The sequence below is a fragment of the Spirillospora sp. NPDC052242 genome (assembly GCF_040679555.1).
In the GTDB taxonomy this organism is placed as follows: domain Bacteria; phylum Actinomycetota; class Actinomycetes; order Streptosporangiales; family Streptosporangiaceae; genus Spirillospora.
Genome location: NZ_JBFAUZ010000032.1, coordinates 76,753 through 98,211 on the forward strand (window position 1 = coordinate 76,753; position 21,459 = coordinate 98,211).

Consider the following 21,459-nt stretch of genomic DNA (forward strand, 5'->3'; position numbering starts at 1 on the left):
AACGGACGAACGGGATCGCCCGCGATACACGCCGTTCGCGGCATTTCGGCCACACCGCGTCAAAGTCGATCTACGGAGTGGATGCGTGGTAATGACACGCGGGTACGCTGTTCCGGGGGTCTATGCCCACCCTGCTCCGGATTGATCGTCAGAGGGTGCCGAGGGGAGAAACGGTGGCAAGGAACGAGCACGACGGGCGCTCCCTCGAGGAGCGGCTGGCCTCTCTGGACGCGATGAACGATGACGCGACGGGGCGGCCGTCGGGCTCGGCGCCCGAGTCCCCCGGACAGCGGCCCGACCTCTCCGAGCAGCGGCCGGACGACCCGGCCGAGCCGGCCCCCGGGCAGCTGCCGCAGGGCGGCGCGCCGCCGCCCCCCGAGCCCGTCGGCAACCCGTGGCTCGCGGCGCCCCCGGCCGTCCAGGAGCCGCCCGTCCAGGAGCCCCCGATGCCCGGCGCCCCGCCGCAGGAGACGCAGGCGGACGCCCCCGTGCCGCCGCCGCCCGGCTTCCCCGGCTACGGCGATCCGCAGCAGCCGCAGCAGCCCGCCCAGTACGAGCCCCCGCAGCCCGCGCAGTACGAGCCCGCGCAGTACGAGCCCCCGCAGCCCGCGCAGTACGACGGCGGGCCGATGCCGCAGCCGTTCGAGGGCGGGATGCTCCCGCCGCCGTACCCGGGCGCCACCGGCTACCAGGGGTACGACCCGTCGCAGCTCCCGCCGCTCGACCCGGCCGGGCAGCAGCCGCAGCCCCAGCCCCAGCCGTTCCAGGCGCAGCAGCCCTGGGAGATCGGGCAGTTCCCCGCGCAGGACCCGAACGTCGCCGCGTCCCAGCCGTACCAGCCGGTCGATCCGAACACCGGCCAGCCGTACCAGCCCGGCCCCGTGACACCGCCGCCGTACCCGCAGGTCGACCCGAACACGGGCCAGCCCTACCAGCCCGGCCCGGCGACCCCGCCGCCGTACCCGCAGGTCGATCCGAACACCGGGCAGCCCTACGACCCGAACGCGGCCGCCGCCCAGCCGTACCAGCCGGTCGATCCCGCCACGGGGCAGCCGTACCCCCCGGTGGACCCCGCCACCGGGCAGCCGTACGCGCCGATCGACCCGAACACCGGCCAGCCGATGCAGGGGTACGTCTACCCGGCCGGCTACCCGCAGCAGCCCCAGCAGCCGCACCCCCAGCAGCAGCAGGAGCCCGACCCGGGCGCCGCCGACAGCCTCAGCTCCGAGAACCTGCTCGGCGAGCGCCGCATCGCGCCGTCGTCCGGCTGGCGCCGCGCCGTCTACAAGGCCAGCGGCGGCAACCTCCACCTGGGCGAGTCCCAGGGCGAGCTGCGCCGCAAGGACCTCGTCGCCCGCGCCCGCACCCAGGTCGCGGGCGGGCACCACCGGGTGGCGGTGATGTCGCTGAAGGGCGGCGTCGGCAAGACCACCACGACCACCGGGCTCGGCTCGATGCTGGGGTCGCTGCGCGGCGACACCGTCATCGCGGTGGACGCCAACCCCGACCGCGGCACCCTGTCCGACAAGGTCAGGCTGGAGACGGCCGCGACGGTCCGCGACCTGCTGAACAACCGCGACAACATCCACCGGTACGCGGACGTGCGCGCGTTCACGTCGCAGAACCAGGCCCGGCTGGAGGTCCTCGCGTCCGACCGCGACCCGGCCGTCAGCGAGGCGTTCAGCGCCGAGGACTACGCCGCCGTCGCCGTGATCCTGGAGCAGTTCTACTCGATCTGCATCACCGACTGCGGCACCGGGCTGCTGCACTCCGCGATGGCGGGCGTGCTGAGCCTCGCCGACCAGCTCGTCCTGGTCAGCTCCCCGTCGGTGGACGGCGCCCGGTCCGCGAGCGCGACCCTCGACTGGCTGGAGGCCCACGACCACGGGCACCTCGTCCGCAACGGCGTCGTCGTGCTGTCGATGGTCCGCAACCGCACCCGCAGCCAGGTCGACCTCGACAAGCTCCAGGCGCACTTCGAGAGCCGCTGCCGCGCGGTCGTCCGGATCCCGTACGACGACCACCTGGAAGAGGGAGCCGAGGTCGAGCTGGAGCAGCTCGCGCCGCCGACCCGCGAGGCGTACCTCAACCTCGCGGCCGTCGTCGGCGACGGCTTCGCGTTCCGCCGCCCCGACGGCGACGCCGGCAAGGGCTGACGGACGGCGCACGCACGGCGCGTCCGCGTCCGCGCGGGGCGCGCGACGTGTACGAAAGGCGCATGGACGAACGAGGCGTGGAGACCGGAGCCGTGCAGGCCGGCGACGTGGACGCGGACGCCGACGGCGTGTACGTCGGGAAGGCCGCGGTGGACGCGGCGGCGGACCGGGGCTGGCTGCTGGGCCACTTCAAGCCGCCGGGGGACGCGCGGCACAGCGACGACGTCGAGATCAAGTGGGGCGTGCACCCGAAGGGGGAGCACCGCGCGGCGTGGACGGACGGGGAGAAGCGCACCGCGCTGCTGGTGCTGATCAGCGGCCGGTTCCGGCTGGAGTTCCCCGGACGGGACGTCGTCCTGTGCGAGCAGGGCGACTACGTGGTGTGGGGGCGCGGCGTCGATCACTCGTGGTGCGCGGAGGAGGAGTCGGTCGTGCTGACCGTGCGCTGGCCGTCCATCCCCGGGTACCGCGTCCCGGACGGCCCGGAGAGCGCGGACGGCGGCGATCGTGCGGCGGGCGCCTGAACCCGTAATGCGGTCGAAGCCACCTGCGTGCGGGCGCTATCGTGGGCACCGACCTGCAAGGGTCGCCGGGAGAGTTCGCATAGTGGACTAGTGCAGGCGCCTTGAAAGCGCCCAGGGCTGGGGACAGTCCTCGTGGGTTCGAATCCCACACTCTCCGCCACCACACGCGGGCGAATTGTCCATGTACGCCCGTCAGTGATCCGTTACGCTCGTCCGCATGTCGCAGACACCGAACGATCCCGCGGGCACGACACACCAGTTCCAGAACTTCGCCGGCCAGGCGCCGCAGCAGCCGGCGAAGGCGCCGGGCATGAACAAGGGCCTCGTCCTCGGCATCGCCGCGGTCGTGGTCGTCATCGCGATCGCCGTGATCGCGTTCCTGATGATGTAGTCCCCGGCCTTCGGGTAGCGGCGCCCGCCGGTCAGCGGCCGTTGGACGAGAAGTGTTGATAATCCTTCGCGCCCGTCCAGGTTCCGCCCCAGCCCCAGCCGATCGACGCGAACGCGTCGACGACGTCGTCGCCGGCGTGGATCATGCCGGGCTCGTCGAGGTCGCGGTTCCCGTACTTGACGCAGTCGGGGTGCGCGATCGAGCCGTCGGCGCTGACGTACGGGTTCTGGCACGGGTTGATGTCCACGGCGAGGCCGTAGGCGTGCTGGGACCAGGAGCCCGAGCCGGTCGCCTGGCGGCAGTTGAAGGCCGAGGTGTTGTTGGCCTCGATCGAGTCGAAGTCGCTGCCGTCGTACTTGTCGACGGGCTCCATGCGGTCGATCGGGTACCGCATCTCGTACAGCTTCCGGAAGACGGAGACGAGGTCGTCGGCGGCGCTCTCGTTCACCACGAGCCGGCCGCCGGTGTGCGGACGGTCGTCGAACCCCCAGTACGTCATCTCGATCATCCGGAGGTCGCCGGGCGGCACCGGACAGCCCTCGCGCCACGAGTCCGGCAGGTCGCGGGCGGTCACCTCCTTGACCTCCGAGCGGAATTCCATGTTCGTGGGCGCCGCCGTCGGCGAGTCCGCCGTTCCCGTCGCGGTCGGCGGGGACGCCGGGGCGGTGCCCTCGGAGTCCCCGTCGCCGCCGCCGCACGCGGCCGCGACCCCCAGCGTGAGCACCGCGGCGGCGGTCGCCGCACCCTTCGCAAGCCTGCTACCTGGCATGACTCCAGAATGACACGCGCCATGCCCTGCGCGTCACACCGGGATTCGCTACGGTTCCGAAGGGGGCGCGCCCGCCGGAGAACGGGGCCGGGCAGGACGGGCGCCGCACCTTATTCCAGGGCCGGGCGGGGCACCCGGCGACCTCGGGCCAGGGAGCCGGTATGGCGGATCCGGAGGAGCGGGAGCGCGACGGCGCGTCGCTCGAGGACGAGATCTTCGCGGTGGCGCAGCAGGTGGAGGTCGAGCGGACGCCGGGGCCGCGGATCCGGACGGACCGCGCGGAGGCGTTCGTCGAGCGGGTCCGCGCGTTCGTCGGGCGGGACGTGTCCGCGCTCGCCGGGGGCTGCTGCGCGTTCGCCTTCGTCGACCTGGTGATGATGTACGCGCCGCTGATGTCGTCGGACCGTCCGAACGTCCTGCCGCAGTTCGTGGCCCTGCTGGTGTTCGCGTTCGGGCTGGGCGGGCTGCTGGTGTGGCGGGTCGGCGGACGGTGGCGGACGTTCGGCTACGGGATGATGTTCGGCTGGGTGTTCCTCAGCCTGATCTCGGTCGGCCTGCTCACCGGCCTGACCGCCCCGCTCTGACCCGGCCGCTCTGACCCGGCCGCTCCGCCCCGGGCCCCGAGGGGCTAGGGACGTCCGGGCCCGGCCTCCAGCCGCTTGAGGACGGCGGTGAAGACGCGGCCCACGGCCTCGAGGTCCGCGGGCTCGATGATGTCGATGAGGTACTCGCGGACGGTCTCGACATGGTCGCGCGCGGCCCGTTCGAGCGCGGCGATGCCCGCTTCGGTGAGGTTCGCGAAGACGCCGCGCTTGTCGCTCGGGCAGTTGTCGCGCTCGACGAGGCCCTTGGACTCCAGCCGGGCGCAGGTGTGGGAGAGGCGGCTGCGCGACTGGCTGGCGTTCTCGGCGAGTTCGGCCATGCGGAGCCGCCGGTCGGGCGCCTCGGAGAGCCGGACGAGGATCTCGTACTCCGACAGCGACAGGCCGTGCTTGGCCTTGAGGTCGCGTTCCATGATCTCGCTCAGCCGGACGCTGCCGTCCACGTAGGCACGCCAGTCGCGCTGCTGTGCGGCGTCGAGCCAGCGCGGTTCGCTCATACGCACCAGTATAGAACACAGATTGAACGTTCAATTAATGCGCTCGGCACGCCGCGCGTCGCCGCGGCGTCCCCGCCGACGGTACAGAAGGTACCCCGAGACGGAAATAGTTGAACCATCAACTAGGTTGTGCGGGACGAGCGTCCGGTGCCGACCGGCGCCGACCGAGGGGAGACACCATGCCCGCCGTGACCGCGAACCCGCTGACCCTGCCGCGCCTGCCCCTGCTCCCGGAGGGCGACACCGACTGGCGCCGCGTCGCCAAGGTCGTCACCGCGAAGAAGCACCTGGAGGGCGAGGGCTTCCAGGTCAGGCGTCCGTTCCCCGGCATCGACCTGTCGCTCGCCGACCCGTTCCTGCTGCTGGACCACATGGGCGCCGTCGAGTACGGGCCCGGCGAGGCGAAGGGGACGCCCTGGCACCCGCACCGCGGCTTCGAGACCGTCACCTACATCATCGACGGAGCGTTCCAGCACCAGGACACGACGGGCGGCGGCGGCCTCATCACCGACGGCGCCACGCAGTGGATGACCGCCGCGTCCGGCATCCAGCACATCGAGCAGCCGCCGCCCGAGCTCGTCGCCCAGGGCGGGCTGTTCCACGGCGTGCAACTCTGGGTGAACCTGCCCCGGGCGCAGAAGTGGGTCGCGCCGCGCTACCAGGACATCGAGGCGCGCGACGTGAAGCTGCTCGCCGCGGACGACGGGTCGTCGCTCGTCCGCGTCATCGCCGGATCGCTCGCCGGGCACGACGGGCCGGGCGTCACCTACACGCCGATCAACTACCTGCACGCGACCGTCGCGCCGGGCGCCCGGCTGACGCTGCCGTGGCCGCGCGACTTCAACGCGATGGTGTACGTGCTGTCCGGGCGCGGGACGGTCGGCGTGGAGGAGGTCGCGCTGGACGAGGGGCGGCTCGCCGTGTTCGGCGGCTCGCACCGCAAGGGGACCGGCGACGGCCTGGTCGTCCGGGCCGCCGACACGCAGCCGCAGGCGAGCGCGCACGGCTGGGAGATCCTCGTGCTGGGCGGCCTGCCGATCCGCGAGCCCGTCGCGCGGTACGGGCCGTTCGTGATGAACACCCGTGACGAGATCGTCCAGGCGTTCGAGGACTTCCAGGCCGGACGCATGGGGACGGTCCCGGCCGAAAAGGTCCCGCACCGGTCGGAGGCCGACGAGTCCCTCGCCTGAATCCGCCGCGAACCCGCCCGGTTCGTGTGACGGCGGCGGGCGCGTGCGCTACTGTGTTCGAACGAGTCGAACAGAGGTTCGACGGCTTCGTATCCAGCCCGCGAACGCGCCCGCCCGGGGAGGCGACATGGCGACGACGGCGATCCGCGACGGGACGGCGGCGGCGACGATGGCGGCCGGGGCCGCGTGCCATCGGCGGCCCGCGACACGCCGCAGCGGTTTCTACGCAAATCTACGGCCGCAGCTATACCGCCTCATAGAGTCCGAGAGCGTGGACCCCGTGCGCAATCCCTACGCCCCCGGCGCCGGGCAGCGTCCCCCCGAGCTGGCCGGCCGCGACCGCGAGTTGAGGCAGTTCGAGGTCGTGCTCGAACGGGTGGCCCGCGGCCGTCCCGAACGCAGCATGATCGTCACCGGTCTGCGCGGCGTCGGCAAGACCGTGCTGCTCAACGCGTTCCGCTCGATGGCGATCCAGCGGCTGTGGGGCACCGGCAAGATCGAGGCCCGGCCCGACCAGTCGATCCGCCGCCCGGTCGCGTCGGCGCTGCACCGCGCCGTCCGGGAGCTCGCGCCCCGGCACCGCGCGCCCGACCGCATCGACGGCTTCCTCGGCGTGCTCAAGGCGTTCGCGCAGGCCGGCGAGGAGCCGTCCGGCAAGGCGAAGGCGCGGGTGCACCGCTGGCAGCCCGGCATCGACGTGCCCGCCGCGCGCGGCCGCGCCGACTCCGGCGACCTCGAGATCGACCTCACCGAGCTGTTCGTCGACGCCGCGTCCGTCGCGACCGACGTCGGCGTCGGCATCGCGCTGTTCGTCGACGAGATGCAGGACGTCCCGGCCGACGACGTGTCCGCGCTGTGCGCCGCCTGCCACGAGCTGTCGCAGGTCGGCGGCCCGCTGATCGTGGTGGGCGCCGGGCTGCCGCACCTCCCGGCCGTCCTGTCGGCGAGCAAGTCCTACAGCGAGCGGCTGTTCCGGTACGCCCGCATCGACCGGCTCGACCGCGAGTCCGCCGACCACGCGCTGCTCGCGCCCGCCGAGCGCGAGGAGGTCACCTTCACCCAGGACGCCCTGGACGCCCTGTACGGCGCGGCCGACGGCTACCCGTACTTCGTGCAGGCGTACGCGAAGGTCGTGTGGGACGTCGCGCCCGGCACCCCGATCACCGCCGACGACATCAAGGTCGCCGCGCCCGAGGCCGAGAGCGAACTCGCCGTCGGCTTCTTCGGCAGCCGCTACGAGCGGGCCACCCCCGCCGAGCGCGACTACATGCGCGCGATGGCGATGCTCGGCGACGACCCCGTCCCGACCGCCGCGGTCGCCGAGGAGCTGGGCCGCAAGCCGTCCAGCCTGTCGCCCGCCCGCGACGGCCTCATCAAGAAGGGCCTGATCTACAGCGCCGAGCGCGGCATGATCGCGTTCACGGTGCCGCACTTCGGCAAGTTCCTCCGCTCCCAGCCCGGCTGACCCGCCGCCGCCCCGGCTCCTCTCTCTGACGGCCTCTGACGTTCTCTAGCGCTTTCTAGCTTTCGCCGCATGGATCGCTAGAGAGCCGCATCAACCTTCGTGAGAATTATTCGCTTCTCTAGCCTCGATCCTAGAGAAGCCTAGATTTTCCTGCGCATCGATCTATAGACGTATCTACGGGCCGACGTAGAAAGCCCTAGAGAACCATCGCGAGGTCGATCGCGATCGTTCTCTAGGGCTTTATCGGACTGTCCCGATACAGGGCTAGAGAGCCGCGGACAGCCGCGGTTCGGCCTGCACGCGGGCGGGGCGCACCACGCGGTCGCGTTCCGCCGTCGACACCGCGAACACGAGCCGCACGTCCCGTCCGTCCAGGCGGGCCGGGAACGCCAGGAACCGCCAGCAGCCCTCGCGCCAGACGTCCAGCGGCACGGCGCTCGTCACCGCGTCCTCGTGCACCGCCCACTCGGGGCTGCCGTGCAGCGTCGCGTACGTCTCCGCCAGCGGGCTCCGCCGCCGCTCGCACGGCGTCACCGGGCGCGCCCCCGGCAGGCGCCGCCGCCCGAGCACGGCCGTCAGCTCGGGGGACAGCGCCGCGAACAGCGCCAGCTCCACCGCGAACACCGCGGCGACCGGCACGTGCCCGCCGCGCAGGGCGTCCAGCCCGGTGTGCGGCGCCCCCAGCGCGGCCACCGCCACCGCCGTGAGCAGCACCGCCCGCGCCACGCCGCGCCGCCCCACCCGCTTCCCGCTGAGCCCGCCGAAGCACCCGCACCCGGCGTCCGGCCGCCGCACCCGCAGCTCGCCGACCACCCACGTCGCCGCCGCGAACGCCGCCGTCGCCGCCAGCCGCACCGACAGGTGCGACGACAGCAGCAGCCCCAGCCCGAGGACGCCCTCGCCCAGCCCGAGGCACACGCTCGTCCGGCGGCCGTGCCGCAGCGCCGTCACCCGCGCGACGCCCGCCGGGACCGGCACCCCGTGCACGTGGTCGGGCGCCGCCGGCACCGGCTCCCGGAACACCAGCTTCGCCGCGCCCGCCGCCAGCAGCACCACCGCCAGCAGCAGGACCTGCGCGTCCTGCGCCGCCGTCACCATCGCGCCGCCCTCCCGCCGAGCACCGGACGCACCGTCGCGTTGAAGCAGCCCGCGTCCAGCTCGCCGCCGAGCCCGACGAACGCCGCCGGCGTCAGCTCGGCGATCCGGCCGCGCGGCGACGCCCCGCACTCGGTGCACCGGTCGCAGAACCGCGCCGCGACGCACCCGCACTCGACCACCGGCACGGACCGCTCCCGCCCGCCGCACTCGTTCCGCACCACGACCTCGCTGCCCAGCGACAGGAACGGCATCGCGACGCACGGCGCCGGCGCGTCCGCGCACCCCCCGGCGTGCCCCTCCGGATCGACCGCCGGATACGCCGCCCCGGCCGGCGCGGCGACCCCGCCGAACCAGGTCACGGTCCCGCGCAGCGTTCCCGGGACGGGCGCCGCGGGCTCGGGCGCGGCGAGATCGTCCACCCGGTACCCCGGCTGCGACGTGCCCGGCCGCACCGCCAGCGGCCCGTCCGGCGACGCCACGCAGATCGCGTCGAACAGGTAGCCCGGCTGCATCCGCGGATGCCTGACCTGCACCGCCCCGAGGGCGTGCGGGGGGATCACCACACGGGCGCGCCCGCGATGGGGGCCCATGTCCACCTCCACGGTGTCCCGCCCGCACGCCGTGATCGTGCCGGCGACGCGCTCGATGTCGACCCAGACCCGGTCGGCCCGGAACCCGCCGGCGCCCGGCGCGCCGCCGCCCACCCGCACGATCGCCCGCCGCCCCGGCCGCAGCGCCCCCGCGCTGCCGCGGCCGCCGCGCCAGACCCGCACGTCCCCGTCCACCGCGAACCGGACGGACGTCCCCGCGACGTCGAGCACGAGCGTGCCCGCCGCCGCGTCCACGATCGTCCCGGCCCGCACGCCCCACGTCGGCGCACCCGGCTTCCCGCCCGTGCCCGCGCCCGCCTCCGCCCCGGGCCCGCTCGCCTGCACGGCGTGCGGTTTCCTCCGGCCCCCGGCCCGTTTCGCGCGGCCGATCGGCCCCGTCCGTCCGGCCGCACCCGGGGCGGCCTGCGCGTTCTCCGCGCCGGTCGTCGGCTGGGCGCCGGCGCGCGGGGCCGGACCGGCCGGGGTGGCCCGGCCGGTTCCGCCCGCCGGGTCGGTTCCGCCTGCCGGCTTCGCCTGGCCTGCGAGGTCGGCCCCGCTCCCCGCATCGGTCTCGTCGGCCGGTGCGGCCTCGCTTGCGGGAGCGCTCCCGGTCGCCGGCTTCGGCTCGTCCGCTCGGTCGATCCGACTCGCCACGTGCGCCTGCCCCGCCGGCGTCCGTCCGTCCGGCGGGCTCGTTGCGGCGGGGGAGGGCGTGTCGGTGCTCGGGCCCGCGTGCTCGGCTTCGGTGTCGGCGGGCGGTCGGGTGTGGATCTGGACGGGGGCGAGGCGGCGGGCTGGGCCGTGGAACGACGCGAACGGGCCGGGGATCGACGGCTCCGCGGGCGGGACGTCCGGGGCGGGGACGTCCGGGTCCGGGGCGGCCGGGCGGGCGGGGCCGCCGAGGAGGGCCCTGCGGTGGCGGCGGGTCGCTGCGCGGCGGTGGCGTGGCGGCATGCGTCGGCGCTCCGTCGTCGGTGGGGGCACGGCTCTCGGAACCGGGCCGGCGGGGACGCTGTTGTTAGGACAGCGAGTCAAGGTTCACGTGTGCCGACAAGCCTGTCGACGGATTTGTCGCGATAAGTCGCGAGGTGGGGGACGTCTGATCTACCTGGGTTGAAGATTATGCACTGGTTGACCCGAATATATGCTTTTTGTAGGCCCGGAATTACGATCTTCGTGCGATCGTCAACTGTACCGGGAGTGCGCGCGGTCCAAGATCCGGAAAGGCGGCCGGGCGGCTCCACAACCCCTGGTCCGGTGGTGAGTTGAGCAGGACGCGGCATGAGGAGTTCCGCGACTACGTGGCGGAACGCGGGCCCGCCCTGCTCCGCGCCGCCATGCGGCTGACCAGTGATCGCGCCGAGGCCGAGGACCTCCTCCAGGCCGCCCTCGCCAAGACGTACCTCGCGTGGGACCGCATCCAGGATCGCGCGGCGATCGACGGATATGTCCGGCGCGCCATGGTCAATACGCAGATCTCGTGGTGGCGCCGTCGCAAACTCGACATTTACCCCACCGATGAACTTCCGGACCGGCCCGTCGACGATCACACGCGCCGCAGCGAAATGCGGGACGCGCTCGGCCGCGCGCTCCGCCGGCTGCCCGAGCGGCAACGGCTCGCCGTGATGCTCCGCTATTACGAGGACATGTCCGAAGCGGAGATCGCGGAGGTGCTCGGCGTCAGCGTCGGGACGGTCAAGAGCACCGTCTCGCGGGCCGTGGCGCGGCTCCGCGACGACGACGCCCTCGGCGACGACTTCCCCGGCATCCCGCCGCAGCGGCCGGACCGGCCCGGCGGTGCGTGAACGGCATTCTGACGTCGAGTCAGGGCCTCCGTGATCACGCAGGGGCGTGATCGGTAACCCTCAGGTCATTGTTAATGGTGATTTCGGGGATCATGTGGCCTTCCGGGGGTCGACGGGTGTATGCAAGGTGGGCCGATTGTCCGGACGACCCCCTTGGGGACGGACTCCCATGCCGGTGCCGGGAGCTTGAATGCCGAGGTTGTCCCCGTCCGCTGACGCGTCCGACCGAAAGCTCGTCAAAGGACTGAACGAGGGCGACGAGTCGGCCCTCGCCGCGGTCTACGACGAGTACGGCGAGCGCATTTACGACTACGCATTGTCGATGCTGGGGGACGGGAAGGCCGCGGCGCGGATCGTCCACGACACCTTCATCGACGCCGCCCGCCGCGCCCCCCGGATGCGCGACCACCACCACCTCGGGTCCTGGCTGTACGGCGCGGCGCGCCGCCGCTGCATCCGCCGCGGACGCGTCAAGGACCTGTACTGGGAACGGGACGGCGAATTCGCGGAGGCGCCCTTTCTGGACCGTGCCGAAATGCCGGACGCCGCCGAGCTGCCGCCGTCCGACGAACTGCACGATCTCCTGCGCGCGTCCCTCGCCCACCTCGACCCGGTCGACCAGGAGATCGTCCTGCTCGCGTTCCGGCACGGCCTGCCGCCCGCCCGGCTCGGCGCGGCGCTGGGGTTGACGGCCCGCCGCGCGGCCGCCCGGACGCGGTGCTGCCGGGCCGCGTTCGAGGCCGCGCTCGCCGGCGAACTGCGCCGCGCCGCGCGCGCCTGCGCGTCCCGCCCGTCCCGTCCGGTCGCCGCCGAGCCCGTGCCCGAGCAGGCGCCCGCGAGCGTCGCCGTGCTCGCCGCGGCGGCCCCGGAACCGGACGTCCCCGAGGAACCGGACGTCCCGGTGGCGGTGCCGTCGCGTCCCGAGCCCCGCCCGGCGCGGCCGTGGCAGGCGCTCCGGCGGCGCGGGGAGCCGGCGGGCGCCGAGCACGACCCGGCGGCCGACGCGCACGCCGCCGACTGCCCCGACTGCCGCCGCCGCGCCCGGGTGCGCGCCACCGTGCTGCTCGCCGCCGCGCCCGCCCCGGTGCTGCCCGCGGCGCTGCGGCACCGCGTCATGCACACCGCGACCGACCCGGAGCTCGCCGCGCACCGCGCGGACATCGCCGCGCGCGGCGGCGCCCTCACCCCCGACGGCCTGCCGATCCAGCCGGACGTCCCGTCGCCGTTCACCCGCCGCTGGCTGTTCACCGTCGGCGGGATGGCGGGGGCGCTCGCGGCCGCGCTCGTCGCGGTGGTCGCGATGGGCCCCGGCATCGGCGGCGGGACGCTGTCGTGGCCGCCGTTCGGCACCGAGCCGCAGCCGTCGATCACCAGCCCGTCCCCGTCCCCCGGCGCGGGCGACGGCGACCGGGCGTCCGGGTCGGCGGGCGGACCCGGCGCGGGCGGGCCGGGCGGCGTGCAGCCGCCGCCCATGAACCCGCAGACGCAGCCGGACGCCTCGTCGTCCGCGCCGTCGCCGTCGCCGAGCACGCCCGCGTCGCCGAGCGCCCCGGCGTCGCCGACCCCGGATCCGCCGCAGGAGCGCGGCGTCCTCGTCGTCAACCCGAACAAGGTGCAGCTGAACGGCGAGAAGACCGCGAGCGTCAGCCTCGCCGCCGAGGACGGCCCGGTGCAGTGGACGGCGATGTCGTCGACCAGCCAGCTCGAGCTGTCGCAGACGCAGGGCGGCATGCCCGAGGACGGCACCATGCACCTGACCGTCACGCTGCGCACCACGCTGATCGGCCTGCCCGGCAACGGCAAGCTGACCTTCACCGACTCCGAGGGCTTCCCGCACGTCGTCGAGGTCGAGTGGGGCCTGACGCTGCTCTAGCCGCGCCGCTCACAGGTCGGTGCCGCCGGTGGCGTCGATGACCTGGGCGGTCACCCAGCGCGAGTCGTCGGACGCCAGGAACGCGGCGACGTCGGCGACGTCGTCGGGCCGGCCGACCCGCCGCAGGGCGGCACGGGCGGTGAACTCCGCCTCGGCGTCGGCGTTGCCGCGCAGCCAGTTCGCGTTCATGTCGGTGTCGATCACCCCGGGGGCGACGGTGTTCGCGGTGATGCCGCGGGGGCCCAGCAGCGCGGCGAGCTGGTGCGTGAAGACGTCCAGGGCGCCCTTCGTGGCCGCGTAGCCGATGATCGACGGCATCGCCACGCGGGTCACGCCGCTGCCGACGTTGATGATCCGCCCGCCGTCGCGCAGCCGGGGCAGCGCCTGCTGGACGATGAAGAACGGTGCGCGCACGTTGACCGCGTAGACCCGGTCGAACGCCTCCTCGGTCATCGTCTCCAGGCCCTCGTAGAGCCCTTCGGCGGCGTTGTTGACGACGACGTCGACGCCGCCGCCGGGGACGTGCCGCTCGATCTCCTCGTCGAAGGCGGCCCACAGCCGGTGGGCGTCGCCGTGCGTGCCGAGTTCGGACCGGATCGCGAACGCGCGCCCGCCGTCCTTCCGGATCCGCTCGACCACCTCGTCCGCCGCGGCCGTGTCCCGGGCGTAGGTGAGCGCGACGACCGCGCCGTCCCGGGCGAACCGCTCCGCGATCGCCCGCCCGATGCCGCGCCCGCCGCCGGTGACCAGCGCGACCTTGCCGTCCAGTGCCTTGCCCATGAGCCCGCTCCTTTGTTGATCGATCGCTCAAGAAAGGACCGTAACACATTTGTTGAGCGGTCGTTCTACAATGGGGGCATGACAGAGCGACGGACGGCCCGCGGACGGCCGCGCGGCTTCGACCGAGACGAGGCGCTGCGGCGCGCGATGACCCTGTTCTGGGAACGCGGCTACGAGGCCACCTCGGTCAGCGACCTCACCGCCGCGATGGGCATCCGCCCGGCCAGCCTGTACGCGGCGTTCGGCGACAAGAAGTCCCTGTTCAAGGAGGTCGTCGACGTCTACGGGCGGTCCCCGGCCGGGACGTTCATGACGGCGGCGCTCCGCGAGGAGCCCACCGCCCGCGCGGCGTTCGCCCGGCTGCTGCGGGACGCCGCCGTCCACCAGTGCGACACCGCGCACCCGCCCGGCTGCCTGGTCATCAGCGCCGCCACCAACGTGACCGCCGAGGACGAGGAGATCGCCGCATTCCTCCGCGGGATGCGCGAGGCCAACAAGGCGACGTTCCGCGACCGCCTCCACGCCGCCCGCGACGCGGGCGAGCTGCCCCCGGACGCCGACCCCGACGGCCTCGCGGACTACTTCGCGGCGGTCGTCCAGGGCATGTCGCAGCAGGCCCGCGACGGCGCGACCGAAGCCGACCTGTCCCGCATCGCCGCCCACGCCATGGCCGTCTGGCCCGCCTAGGGACGGTCGCGGAGCTCAGGGGAACCCGGGGGGAGCGGGGCGGCAAGTACGGGTGTCCGATCGCAGCGACGAGAGGTCCCCTATGAGCATGGACGGTGATGATGCGTCCCATATCGGGCGTTCCCGGGACGAGCCCGAGGCGTTCGCCGAGATCTTCCGGCGGCACGCGCCCGGCCTGAAGCGCTACGTGACCCGGCGGCTCGGCGCCGACACCGCCGAGGACGTCGTCGCCGAGACGTTCCTCGCCGCGTTCCGCCAGCGGCACCGCTACGACCTCGGCCGGCCCGACGCGCGCCCCTGGCTGTTCGGGATCGCGACGAACCTGATGGGACGCCACGTCCGCACCGAGGTGCGGCAGTTGCGGGTGCTGCGCCGCACCGGCGCGGACCCGGTCGCCGAGCCGTTCACCGACCGCAGCGACGAGCGCGTCAGCGCGCAGGCCGACGGCCCGCGGATCGCCGCCGCGCTCGCCGCGATGCCGCAGGGGCACCGCGACGCCCTGCTGCTGTTCGCGTGGGGCGGCCTGTCGTACGTCCAGGTCGCCGAGGCCCTGGGCGTCCGGCTCGGGACGGTCCGGTCCCGCATCAACCGGGCGCGGCGCAGGCTGCGCGCCGAACTCGGCGAACCCGATGGATCAGCCCGTCCCGCGATCGTGCACGAGGAGCCCGTCCATGACTGAGATCGATCGACTCCGGGAGTTCCGTTCCGAGGTTCCCGAATCGCCCGGACTGGACGCCGAGGAGGCGCGGCTCCGGGCGGCCGTCGCCGGGGCGGCGGACCCGGCCGCCGGGGGAGCCCGCCGCCGGTTCCGGTTTCGCGGACGGATGGCCCTCGCCGGGGCGCTCGCCGCCGGTGCGGCGGTCGCCGTCGCAACCGTGGCCGTGGCGGTGGACGACCCCGCGCCCGGCGCGCCGGGCCCGATCGTCCGGACGATGCCGGTGGCGCACGTCCGGGTCCTGCAGCAGGCGGCGGACCGGGCGGGCGAGGCGCCCGAACTGCACCCGAAGCCCGGTCAGTACCTCGTGATCGAGTCGCGGATGATGAACACCGCAGAGGTGAACGGCGCCGACGGGCAGGTCAAGTACCTGTACCAGGTGGAGCGGACCATGTGGCGGCCCTACGAGGGCGACTCGACCCGGGCCGTCCTGCGGACCACGGTCCTGCCGCCGAAGCAGTGGCCCGGCCGGCCGATTCCGGAGGAGGCGCGCCGGGGCGTCGGGGAGACCAGCACCGAGAAGGCCGCCGACTTCGACGGCCGGGCCGAGTGGCTGCGCACCGACTACGCCTACCTCAGCAAGCTCCCCACCACGGCGGAGGGCATGTACGCGCACCTCTACACCGGGCTCGGGACGGGCCCGGAGGCCGACGCGCAGGCGTGGCAGAACCTCGGCGGGATGCTCACCGAGGCGTACCTGCCCGCCGCGCAGCGGGCCGCCCTGTTCCGCGCCGCCGCCGCGATCCCCGGCGTCACGACGGTCGGGCGGGCCGTGGACGCCGCCGGCCGGACGGGCGTCGCGGTCGCGCTGGACGTGCCGGGCACCGGCATCCGCACCGAGTACGTCTTCGACCCCGACACCTACGACTACCTGGGCGAACGCGGGGTCGTCACCGACGCGTCGCGCGCGCAGGCGCCGGTCGGCAGCGTCCTGACCGCCACCGCCCAGCTCGGCGTGCGGGTCGCCGACGCGCCGCCCCCGGTGCGATGACCGCGCGGTCAGCTCTGGGTGGGCTGGTTTCGGACGGTCTCCAGCCGGTCGCCGAGCGCCTCCTGGACGCGCGCCTCCATCGCCCGCGCGATGAACGGGTCCACGACCATCTTCACCAGCGGGCGCATCCGCCGCACGACCGCCGCGACCTCGGCGACGTCCTCGCCGACCGGCCCGGGCCGGTCGAGCCGGTCGAACACGTGCTCCTCGACGAGCCCGACGAACCGGCCCGCGATGACCTCGCAGTCGTCCCGGATCTGCGCGGCGATGTCGAGGACGGCGTCCAGCGGGATCCCGGCGGCGACGAGCTCGGCGCCGACGTGCAGGAGCCGCGGGCTCGGCACGCGGTAGGCGTCGCCCTCGGGTTCGATGAGGCCGAGCTCGATCGTCCGCTGCCGGAACCGGGCGACCTCGTCGTCGTCGAGGCCGGCGCCGAAGAGCTCGACGAGTTCGGCGTCGGTGGCGGTGCCGGGCAGCTCGTCCGACCACGGGTCGGTGAGCACCTTCTCCAGCCCGAGGACCTCGCCGACGTCCTTGCCGGTCTGCCAGGCGGCCAGCAGCTCCTTGATGATCGCGAGGGTGTACCCGCGGGCGAGCAGCTTGCCGATCAGCCGGAGCCGGGCGAGATGGGTGTCGTCGTAGAGGCCGACCCGGCCCTGCAGGCGCGGCGGCGGCAGCAGGCCCCGGTCCTGGTAGGCCCGGATGTTGCGGACGGTGCTCCCGCCGATCCGCGCCAGCTCGTCGATTCGGTACTCGGCCATCCCCACCCGCCGGTGTCGTCCGCCTTGACCGGCGTGATCTTACTCCGCCAGTATCTGTGACATCGAACGATGACAAGGTGGCGCCGATGGCGGAACCCCGCGTGCCGGAACCCCGCGTGCCGGACGACCGGGTGCCGGACGACATCGAGGAGACGCTCCTCGGCGGTCCGCTGCACCTCACCCGCCGCGAGGTCGAGGACGCCGCGGGGCTGTCCGGCGACCTCGCGGTGCGGATCTGGCAGGCGCTCGGCTTCCCCACCCCGAAGGACGACGAGGTCGCGTTCACCGACGGGGACGTGGCGGCGCTCCGCGAGATCCGCGACCTCCTCGACGGCGACCTCGTCGACGAGGAGATGGTGCTGCAGCTCGTCCGGGCCGTCGGGCAGACGATGGGGCGGCTCGCGAGCTGGCTCGGGGACGTGTGGCTGCTGCGGCTGAGCGCGCTCCTGCCGCCGGACGAACCGGTCACGACCGACCTCGTCGTCACGGCGCTCGGGTCGACCGAGGAGCTGCGTCCCGCGTTCGAGCGGCTGCTGCTGCACGGCTGGCGGCGGCAGCTCGCCGCCGCCGGGCTGCGCGCCGCCGCGGGGACCGCCGCCGCCCGCACCGACCCCGCGGCGGGCCTCGCGCACCTCGCGGTCGGGTTCGCCGACGTCGTGTCGTTCACCCGGCTGAGCCGGAGGCTGAACGCCGACGAGCTGGCGGCGTTCGTCGAACGGTTCGAGTCGGCGGCGACCGAGGTCGTCGCGGAGGCGGGTGGCCGGGTCGTGAAGACGCTCGGCGACGAGGTCCTGTTCGTCGTCGCCGAGCCGGCCGCGGCCGCCGAGGCGGGGCTGCGGCTGGCCGAGCGGTTCGCGGCCGAACCGGGCTTCCCGGACGTCCGGGTCGGGATGGCGTACGGGGAGGTCGTCCAGCGGCTCGGCGACGTGTTCGGCACGCCCGTCAACCTCGCCGCGCGCCTCACCGCGACCGCCTACCCGGGCGCGGTGCTCGTCGACGGGGGGCTGGCCGAGGCGCTCGACGCGTCCCGGTTCGACGTGTCGGCGCTGCGCCCCCGGCCGCTGCAGGGCCTCGGGCGCGTCCGTCCCCGCCTGCTGCGCCGGCCCCGGACGGGCTGAACCGGGCCGGAGGCCCCGGCCCGGTCCGGTCCGCGTTCCCGCGTCAGCCGCGCCTGCGCATCATCGCGACGCCCATGGCCGCGAGGCCCAGGCACACCGCGAGGGCGCCGGTGACGACGTTCGTCCAGATCGTGCGCGTCGTCGCCTGGTCCCCGCTGATCACCCACGGGGCGACGATCGTCCAGACGCCGAGCACCGGAACCACCCAGGCCATGCCGTGCGTCCGCGCGAAGTTGGCGGCGAAGCCCGCGGCGAGCAGCGCCAGCGCGATCCCGGTGATGAGGTTGTTGACCGCCAGGTTCGTGAAGCCCGCGAACCCGACGATCCACGGCGACGCGGCCAGGAACAGGCCGGTCAGGACGATCAGTCCGTCCGTCCCCTGAGCGGCGGGCGTGGCGGACGCGGCCTCGTACCGGGCGCGCATCTCGACGATGTCGGGATGGTGCTCGATGCCGCTCGTCGACCGAGTGGTCATTGTCCCTCTCCTTTCCGCTCGCAAGGGTCGCGGACTCCCTGTTTCCGTCCCGCCGACCTTCACTCCCCCATAAAAGGGAAGATTCGCCCATTTCTTGACATAGAACCTCCGTCCGGACGGACGCGCGCGTCAGCCGGCCGCCGCCGCGACCAGCGGGCGCAGGGTCGTGTACGCCCAGGCGGCGAGGGTCGTCGGGGTCGTGGTGACCACGTCGCGCGGCTGCTCGGGCGCGAGGCCGCGGGTGCCCGCGGCCATCCCGACGATCCCCTCGACGGCCGTCGGGTGCAGGCCCGCCGCCCCGAGCGCCGCGCGGACGTCGTCGTCCCGGACGGCCGCGAGCCGCACGCGGCGGCCGAGCACCCCGGACAGCACCTCGGCGACCTGCGCGAACGAGAGGTCCTCGGGCCCGTGGACGGCCTGCACCGTGCGGCCCCGCCAGGCGTCGTTGAGCAGCCGCGCGGCGGCGACGTCGCCGATGTCGCGCGGGTCGACCCACGGCATCGGCTCGTCCGGGTCGAACGCCGTCGTGAGCTCGCCGCGCGCGAGGCCGTCCAGGTCCTGCAGGAGGTTGGTGAAGAAGTAGGCGCAGCGCAGGTGCAGGACGTCGGCGCCGGTGGCGTCGAGCGCCTCCTCGATCCGGGCGAGGCCGTCGATGTGGCCCGCGCCGTGCCGCAGTTCCGCGCCGACGCTGCTCAGCAGCACCACCCGCGCGACGTCGCCCGCGCGGACGGCGTCCACCAGCCCGGACGCCGTACGCGCGGACGTCTCGATCGGGTCGGGCGACGTGTGCGGGGTCGGGTCGACCCAGAACACCGTGCGGGCCCCGGCGGCCGCCTTCCGGACGAACGCGGCGTCCGTCAGGTCGCCCCGCCGGACGTCGACGCGCTCGCGGGTCGCGCCGTCCAGGCGTCCCGGGTCGCGGACGAGGACCCGCGGCCGGACGCCCGCCTGCAGCAGCAGCCGGACGACGCGCGACCCGACCCGCCCGGTCGGGGTGGTGACGGCGATCTCCTTGGCGTCGGTGGTCATCGAGGTTCCCCCTTCGGTTCGGCTCGCGCCCACCGTACGGACGAAGGAGGTCGGGATCTGGCCTCTTTCAGGGACGGAACGCGCGCAGGGTTGCTTCCACGAGGGCGTCCGCGTACTCCGGGGTCAGCGGCCCGGACCGGTACAGCCAGCGCTGCGAGAGAGGGGCGTAGAGCATCTCGAGGACCAGGTCGAGGTCGGCGTCCGCCGCGAGCTGGCCGGCCTCCTGCCCGCTGCGCAGCCGCGCCTTCTTCGCCTCGTCCACCGGCCCGGCGAGCTTCTCGCGGTACTGCGCGGCCAGCTCGGGATCGTTGATGATCTCGGTGCCGAGCGCGCGGATCGGCGCCGCGAACTCCGGGTCGGCGAACTCGGCGGCGGTCGCGCGCAGGACGAGCTTGAGGTCGGCCTCCAGGTCGCCGGTGTCCGGCAGCGCCATCCCGCCCTCGGCCTCCTCGCTGAGCGCGAGGAACGAGTCGAAGATCACCGCGCCCTTGGACGGCCACCAGCGGTAGATCGTCTGCTTGCCGACGCCCGCGCGCGCGGCGATCGCCTCGATCGACGTCTTCGCGTACCCGACCTCGGAGATCAGGGCGCGGGTGGCGTCCAGGATCGCCCGCCGCGACTTCTCGCTGCGGCGGCTCCGGTTCGGCTTCGTGTCGCTGGTCATGGGCGCAGGCTAGCACGAGACGAGACGAGACGGTCCGTCTTGACGTCCGCCGGGCCCTGTGCGCATACTGGGCGCACCACCGAGACGAACCGTCTCGTCTAACCAGGAGGCTCTCATGACGACCGCCCGAGCATGGTTCATCACCGGCGCGACCCGCGGCCTCGGCCGCGCGTTCACCGAGGCCGCCCTCGCCGCCGGCGACCGCGTCGCGGCCGCCGCCCGGGACGTCGCGCCCCTCGCCGACCTCGCCGCGCGGCACCCGGACCGCCTGGTGCCCATCGCCCTGGACGTCGCCGACCGCGCGGCCGTGTTCCGTGCGGTCGACGAGGCGAAGGCGGCCCTCGGGCGCCTCGACGTCGTCGTCAACAACGCCGGCGGGATCCTGTACGGGATGGTGGAGGAGGCCACGGAGGAGCAGGTCCGGGCCCACCTCGACGTCAACTTCTTCGGCGCCGTCTGGGTGTCGCAGGCCGTCGTCCCGCACCTGCGCGCCCAGGGATCCGGCCGCATCCTCCAGGTCACCTCGATGGGGACGAGCGGCGGCATGGCGTCCGTCGGCTTCTACGGCGCCGGCAAGGCCGCCCTCGACTCGCTCGCCGAGGCCCTCGCGATGGAGGTCGAACGCTTCGGCGTCCACGTCACGGCCGTCCAGATGGGCGGCTACGACACCGGGCTGTTCACGAAGGGCATGACGATGACCGAGCCCGATCCGGCGTACGCGTCCCTGCGCGCGGAACTCGAAGAGATGTGGGGCGACGACGCAGGGCCCGACCCGAGCACCGCCGCCCCCGTGATCATGCGGCTCGCCGAACTCCCCGACCCGCCGCGCCGGCTGATCGTCGGCGGCCGGTCGTTCGACCAGGTCCAGGAGCTCGACCGGGCCCGCACCGAGCTGTACCGGGAGTGGGAGGAGCTCAGCCGGCTGGCCCCCGGCTGACGTACTGCCGGCACTCCCCGGTGAACACGGCGGCCAGCTCGTCCCGGACGATCGACGCGGTCAGCCCGGCGGAGACGTCCGGGGCGCGGTAGACCTGCATGGCCAGCCCCTCGGTGACCGCCGTCAGGCGCACCGCCGCGGGCCACGGGTCCAGCCCCGGATCGACCTCCCCGTTGCGGACGGCCCGCGCCGCGTCCTCCCGCAGCGCCCGGGCCGTCTCGGCTACATGGGCGGAGAACCGGCGACACGCCGTCCGCCGCCGGGCCGCGGGCACCGCGACCGCGATCCTCCGCACCGTCCGCGCCGTCCGCCCGCACCGGACGGACGAGCGCGCCTAAGATG

Annotated in this window: 23 protein-coding genes and 1 tRNA gene; 14 read left to right on the forward strand and 10 right to left on the reverse strand. The window is 74.2% G+C overall.

Annotated elements, in window-relative coordinates:
- Positions 1-173 precede the first annotated feature (173 nt).
- The 4 genes from AB0L25_RS25255 to AB0L25_RS25270 all read left to right on the forward strand — a co-directional run bounded on the left by AB0L25_RS25255 (position 174) and on the right by AB0L25_RS25270 (position 3,071).
- Complete coding sequence (locus AB0L25_RS25255; protein WP_500175143.1) at positions 174-2,156, forward strand: MinD/ParA family ATP-binding protein; 1,983 nt, start codon at positions 174-176, stop codon at positions 2,154-2,156.
- 62 nt (positions 2,157-2,218) lie between these two features.
- Complete coding sequence (locus AB0L25_RS25260; protein ID WP_500175144.1) at positions 2,219-2,680, forward strand: cupin domain-containing protein; 462 nt, start codon at positions 2,219-2,221, stop codon at positions 2,678-2,680.
- A 68-nt stretch (positions 2,681-2,748) separates the two neighbouring features.
- Positions 2,749-2,840, forward strand: a tRNA-Ser gene (locus AB0L25_RS25265).
- Positions 2,841-2,897: 57 nt separating this feature from the next.
- On the forward strand, positions 2,898-3,071 hold the full coding sequence (locus tag AB0L25_RS25270; RefSeq protein ID WP_500175145.1) for a hypothetical protein: 174 nt from the start codon (positions 2,898-2,900) through the stop codon (positions 3,069-3,071).
- Between the two features lie 31 nt (positions 3,072-3,102).
- Here AB0L25_RS25270 and AB0L25_RS25275 read toward each other — a convergent pair whose 3' ends face one another.
- Positions 3,103-3,840, reverse strand: a complete 738-nt coding sequence (locus tag AB0L25_RS25275; RefSeq protein WP_500175146.1) for a M15 family metallopeptidase — start codon at positions 3,838-3,840, stop codon at positions 3,103-3,105.
- A 161-nt stretch (positions 3,841-4,001) separates the two neighbouring features.
- Here AB0L25_RS25275 and AB0L25_RS25280 point away from each other — a divergent pair, with 161 nt between their 5' ends.
- On the forward strand, positions 4,002-4,424 hold the full coding sequence (locus AB0L25_RS25280) for a hypothetical protein (RefSeq protein WP_500175147.1): 423 nt from the start codon (positions 4,002-4,004) through the stop codon (positions 4,422-4,424).
- A 44-nt stretch (positions 4,425-4,468) separates the two neighbouring features.
- On the opposite strand, the gene AB0L25_RS25285 is transcribed toward AB0L25_RS25280, so the two are convergent.
- The gene (locus tag AB0L25_RS25285) at positions 4,469-4,939 is read right to left on the reverse strand and encodes a MarR family winged helix-turn-helix transcriptional regulator (RefSeq protein ID WP_500175148.1); all 471 of its coding nucleotides are present in this window, start codon (positions 4,937-4,939) and stop codon (positions 4,469-4,471) included.
- Positions 4,940-5,118: 179 nt separating this feature from the next.
- On the opposite strand from AB0L25_RS25285, the gene AB0L25_RS25290 reads away from it, so the two are divergent.
- Complete coding sequence (locus AB0L25_RS25290) at positions 5,119-6,129, forward strand: pirin family protein (protein ID WP_500175149.1); 1,011 nt, start codon at positions 5,119-5,121, stop codon at positions 6,127-6,129.
- 280 nt (positions 6,130-6,409) lie between these two features.
- Positions 6,410-7,594 carry a DUF8462 domain-containing protein gene (locus tag AB0L25_RS25295; RefSeq protein ID WP_500175184.1) on the forward strand — a complete coding sequence of 395 codons (1,185 nt, stop codon included), beginning with the start codon at positions 6,410-6,412 and terminating at the stop codon, positions 7,592-7,594.
- Between the two features lie 264 nt (positions 7,595-7,858).
- Here AB0L25_RS25295 and AB0L25_RS25300 read toward each other — a convergent pair whose 3' ends face one another.
- Positions 7,859-8,692: a MauE/DoxX family redox-associated membrane protein gene (locus tag AB0L25_RS25300; protein ID WP_500175150.1), complete on the reverse strand. Its 834-nt coding sequence runs from the start codon at positions 8,690-8,692 to the stop codon at positions 7,859-7,861.
- The gene (locus AB0L25_RS25305; protein WP_500175151.1) at positions 8,686-10,236 is read right to left on the reverse strand and encodes a hypothetical protein; all 1,551 of its coding nucleotides are present in this window, start codon (positions 10,234-10,236) and stop codon (positions 8,686-8,688) included. Before AB0L25_RS25305 ends, AB0L25_RS25300 begins: the two co-directional genes overlap by 7 nt.
- Positions 10,237-10,547: 311 nt before the next feature.
- On the opposite strand from AB0L25_RS25305, the gene AB0L25_RS25310 reads away from it, so the two are divergent.
- Positions 10,548-11,087, forward strand: a complete 540-nt coding sequence (locus AB0L25_RS25310) for a SigE family RNA polymerase sigma factor (protein ID WP_500175152.1) — start codon at positions 10,548-10,550, stop codon at positions 11,085-11,087.
- A gap of 190 nt (positions 11,088-11,277) precedes the next feature.
- Positions 11,278-12,960, forward strand: coding sequence for an RNA polymerase sigma factor (locus AB0L25_RS25315; protein WP_500175153.1), 1,683 nt, complete (start codon positions 11,278-11,280; stop codon positions 12,958-12,960).
- Between the two features lie 9 nt (positions 12,961-12,969).
- Here the strand turns inward: AB0L25_RS25315 and AB0L25_RS25320 are convergent, their stop codons facing one another.
- Positions 12,970-13,740, reverse strand: a complete 771-nt coding sequence (locus AB0L25_RS25320) for an SDR family oxidoreductase (protein WP_500175154.1) — start codon at positions 13,738-13,740, stop codon at positions 12,970-12,972.
- A gap of 78 nt (positions 13,741-13,818) precedes the next feature.
- Between AB0L25_RS25320 and AB0L25_RS25325 the strand changes: the two genes are divergently transcribed.
- From AB0L25_RS25325 to AB0L25_RS25335, 3 genes are all read left to right on the forward strand, one after another.
- The gene (locus AB0L25_RS25325) at positions 13,819-14,427 is read left to right on the forward strand and encodes a TetR/AcrR family transcriptional regulator (RefSeq protein ID WP_500175155.1); all 609 of its coding nucleotides are present in this window, start codon (positions 13,819-13,821) and stop codon (positions 14,425-14,427) included.
- Between the two features lie 88 nt (positions 14,428-14,515).
- Positions 14,516-15,106, forward strand: a complete 591-nt coding sequence (locus AB0L25_RS25330; protein ID WP_500175156.1) for an RNA polymerase sigma factor — start codon at positions 14,516-14,518, stop codon at positions 15,104-15,106.
- On the forward strand, positions 15,099-16,133 hold the full coding sequence (locus tag AB0L25_RS25335) for a CU044_5270 family protein (RefSeq protein ID WP_500175157.1): 1,035 nt from the start codon (positions 15,099-15,101) through the stop codon (positions 16,131-16,133). The genes AB0L25_RS25330 and AB0L25_RS25335 overlap by 8 nt, the downstream gene beginning before the upstream one ends.
- 8 nt (positions 16,134-16,141) lie before the next feature.
- Here AB0L25_RS25335 and AB0L25_RS25340 read toward each other — a convergent pair whose 3' ends face one another.
- On the reverse strand, positions 16,142-16,894 hold the full coding sequence (locus AB0L25_RS25340) for a MerR family transcriptional regulator (RefSeq protein WP_500175158.1): 753 nt from the start codon (positions 16,892-16,894) through the stop codon (positions 16,142-16,144).
- Positions 16,895-16,980: 86 nt separating this feature from the next.
- Here AB0L25_RS25340 and AB0L25_RS25345 point away from each other — a divergent pair, with 86 nt between their 5' ends.
- Entirely contained in the window at positions 16,981-18,012 is a 1,032-nt protein-coding gene (locus tag AB0L25_RS25345; RefSeq protein WP_500175159.1) for an adenylate/guanylate cyclase domain-containing protein, read from the forward strand.
- Between the two features lie 43 nt (positions 18,013-18,055).
- Here the strand turns inward: AB0L25_RS25345 and AB0L25_RS25350 are convergent, their stop codons facing one another.
- The 3 genes from AB0L25_RS25350 to AB0L25_RS25360 all read right to left on the reverse strand — a co-directional run bounded on the left by AB0L25_RS25350 (position 18,056) and on the right by AB0L25_RS25360 (position 20,180).
- On the reverse strand, positions 18,056-18,487 hold the full coding sequence (locus AB0L25_RS25350; RefSeq protein ID WP_500175160.1) for an SPW repeat protein: 432 nt from the start codon (positions 18,485-18,487) through the stop codon (positions 18,056-18,058).
- Positions 18,488-18,616: 129 nt separating this feature from the next.
- Complete coding sequence (locus AB0L25_RS25355; protein WP_500175161.1) at positions 18,617-19,516, reverse strand: NmrA family NAD(P)-binding protein; 900 nt, start codon at positions 19,514-19,516, stop codon at positions 18,617-18,619.
- A gap of 67 nt (positions 19,517-19,583) precedes the next feature.
- The gene (locus tag AB0L25_RS25360) at positions 19,584-20,180 is read right to left on the reverse strand and encodes a TetR/AcrR family transcriptional regulator (RefSeq protein ID WP_500175162.1); all 597 of its coding nucleotides are present in this window, start codon (positions 20,178-20,180) and stop codon (positions 19,584-19,586) included.
- 115 nt (positions 20,181-20,295) lie between these two features.
- Here AB0L25_RS25360 and AB0L25_RS25365 point away from each other — a divergent pair, with 115 nt between their 5' ends.
- Positions 20,296-21,117, forward strand: coding sequence for an SDR family NAD(P)-dependent oxidoreductase (locus AB0L25_RS25365; RefSeq protein WP_500175163.1), 822 nt, complete (start codon positions 20,296-20,298; stop codon positions 21,115-21,117).
- Here AB0L25_RS25365 and AB0L25_RS25370 read toward each other — a convergent pair.
- On the reverse strand, positions 21,095-21,412 hold the full coding sequence (locus AB0L25_RS25370) for a TetR family transcriptional regulator C-terminal domain-containing protein (RefSeq protein ID WP_500175164.1): 318 nt from the start codon (positions 21,410-21,412) through the stop codon (positions 21,095-21,097). The genes AB0L25_RS25365 and AB0L25_RS25370 overlap by 23 nt on opposite strands.
- Positions 21,413-21,459 lie beyond the last annotated feature (47 nt).

Excerpts from the sequence above, each read along its gene's own strand:
- AB0L25_RS25260 (WP_500175144.1), top strand. The coding sequence starts at position 2,219 with ATGGACGAACGAGGCGTGGAGACCGGAGCCGTGCAGGCCGGCGACGTG.
- AB0L25_RS25270 (WP_500175145.1), top strand. The coding sequence starts at position 2,898 with ATGTCGCAGACACCGAACGATCCCGCGGGCACGACACACCAGTTCCAG.
- AB0L25_RS25275 (WP_500175146.1), bottom strand. The coding sequence starts at position 3,840 with ATGCCAGGTAGCAGGCTTGCGAAGGGTGCGGCGACCGCCGCCGCGGTG.
- AB0L25_RS25280 (WP_500175147.1), top strand. The coding sequence starts at position 4,002 with ATGGCGGATCCGGAGGAGCGGGAGCGCGACGGCGCGTCGCTCGAGGAC.
- AB0L25_RS25285 (WP_500175148.1), bottom strand. The coding sequence starts at position 4,939 with ATGAGCGAACCGCGCTGGCTCGACGCCGCACAGCAGCGCGACTGGCGT.
- AB0L25_RS25290 (WP_500175149.1), top strand. The coding sequence starts at position 5,119 with ATGCCCGCCGTGACCGCGAACCCGCTGACCCTGCCGCGCCTGCCCCTG.
- AB0L25_RS25300 (WP_500175150.1), bottom strand. The coding sequence starts at position 8,692 with ATGGTGACGGCGGCGCAGGACGCGCAGGTCCTGCTGCTGGCGGTGGTG.
- AB0L25_RS25305 (WP_500175151.1), bottom strand. The coding sequence starts at position 10,236 with ATGCCGCCACGCCACCGCCGCGCAGCGACCCGCCGCCACCGCAGGGCC.
- AB0L25_RS25315 (WP_500175153.1), top strand. The coding sequence starts at position 11,278 with ATGCCGAGGTTGTCCCCGTCCGCTGACGCGTCCGACCGAAAGCTCGTC.
- AB0L25_RS25320 (WP_500175154.1), bottom strand. The coding sequence starts at position 13,740 with ATGGGCAAGGCACTGGACGGCAAGGTCGCGCTGGTCACCGGCGGCGGG.
- AB0L25_RS25325 (WP_500175155.1), top strand. The coding sequence starts at position 13,819 with ATGACAGAGCGACGGACGGCCCGCGGACGGCCGCGCGGCTTCGACCGA.
- AB0L25_RS25330 (WP_500175156.1), top strand. The coding sequence starts at position 14,516 with ATGGACGGTGATGATGCGTCCCATATCGGGCGTTCCCGGGACGAGCCC.
- AB0L25_RS25335 (WP_500175157.1), top strand. The coding sequence starts at position 15,099 with ATGACTGAGATCGATCGACTCCGGGAGTTCCGTTCCGAGGTTCCCGAA.
- AB0L25_RS25340 (WP_500175158.1), bottom strand. The coding sequence starts at position 16,894 with ATGGCCGAGTACCGAATCGACGAGCTGGCGCGGATCGGCGGGAGCACC.
- AB0L25_RS25345 (WP_500175159.1), top strand. The coding sequence starts at position 16,981 with ATGGCGGAACCCCGCGTGCCGGAACCCCGCGTGCCGGACGACCGGGTG.
- AB0L25_RS25350 (WP_500175160.1), bottom strand. The coding sequence starts at position 18,487 with ATGACCACTCGGTCGACGAGCGGCATCGAGCACCATCCCGACATCGTC.
- AB0L25_RS25355 (WP_500175161.1), bottom strand. The coding sequence starts at position 19,516 with ATGACCACCGACGCCAAGGAGATCGCCGTCACCACCCCGACCGGGCGG.
- AB0L25_RS25360 (WP_500175162.1), bottom strand. The coding sequence starts at position 20,180 with ATGACCAGCGACACGAAGCCGAACCGGAGCCGCCGCAGCGAGAAGTCG.
- AB0L25_RS25365 (WP_500175163.1), top strand. The coding sequence starts at position 20,296 with ATGACGACCGCCCGAGCATGGTTCATCACCGGCGCGACCCGCGGCCTC.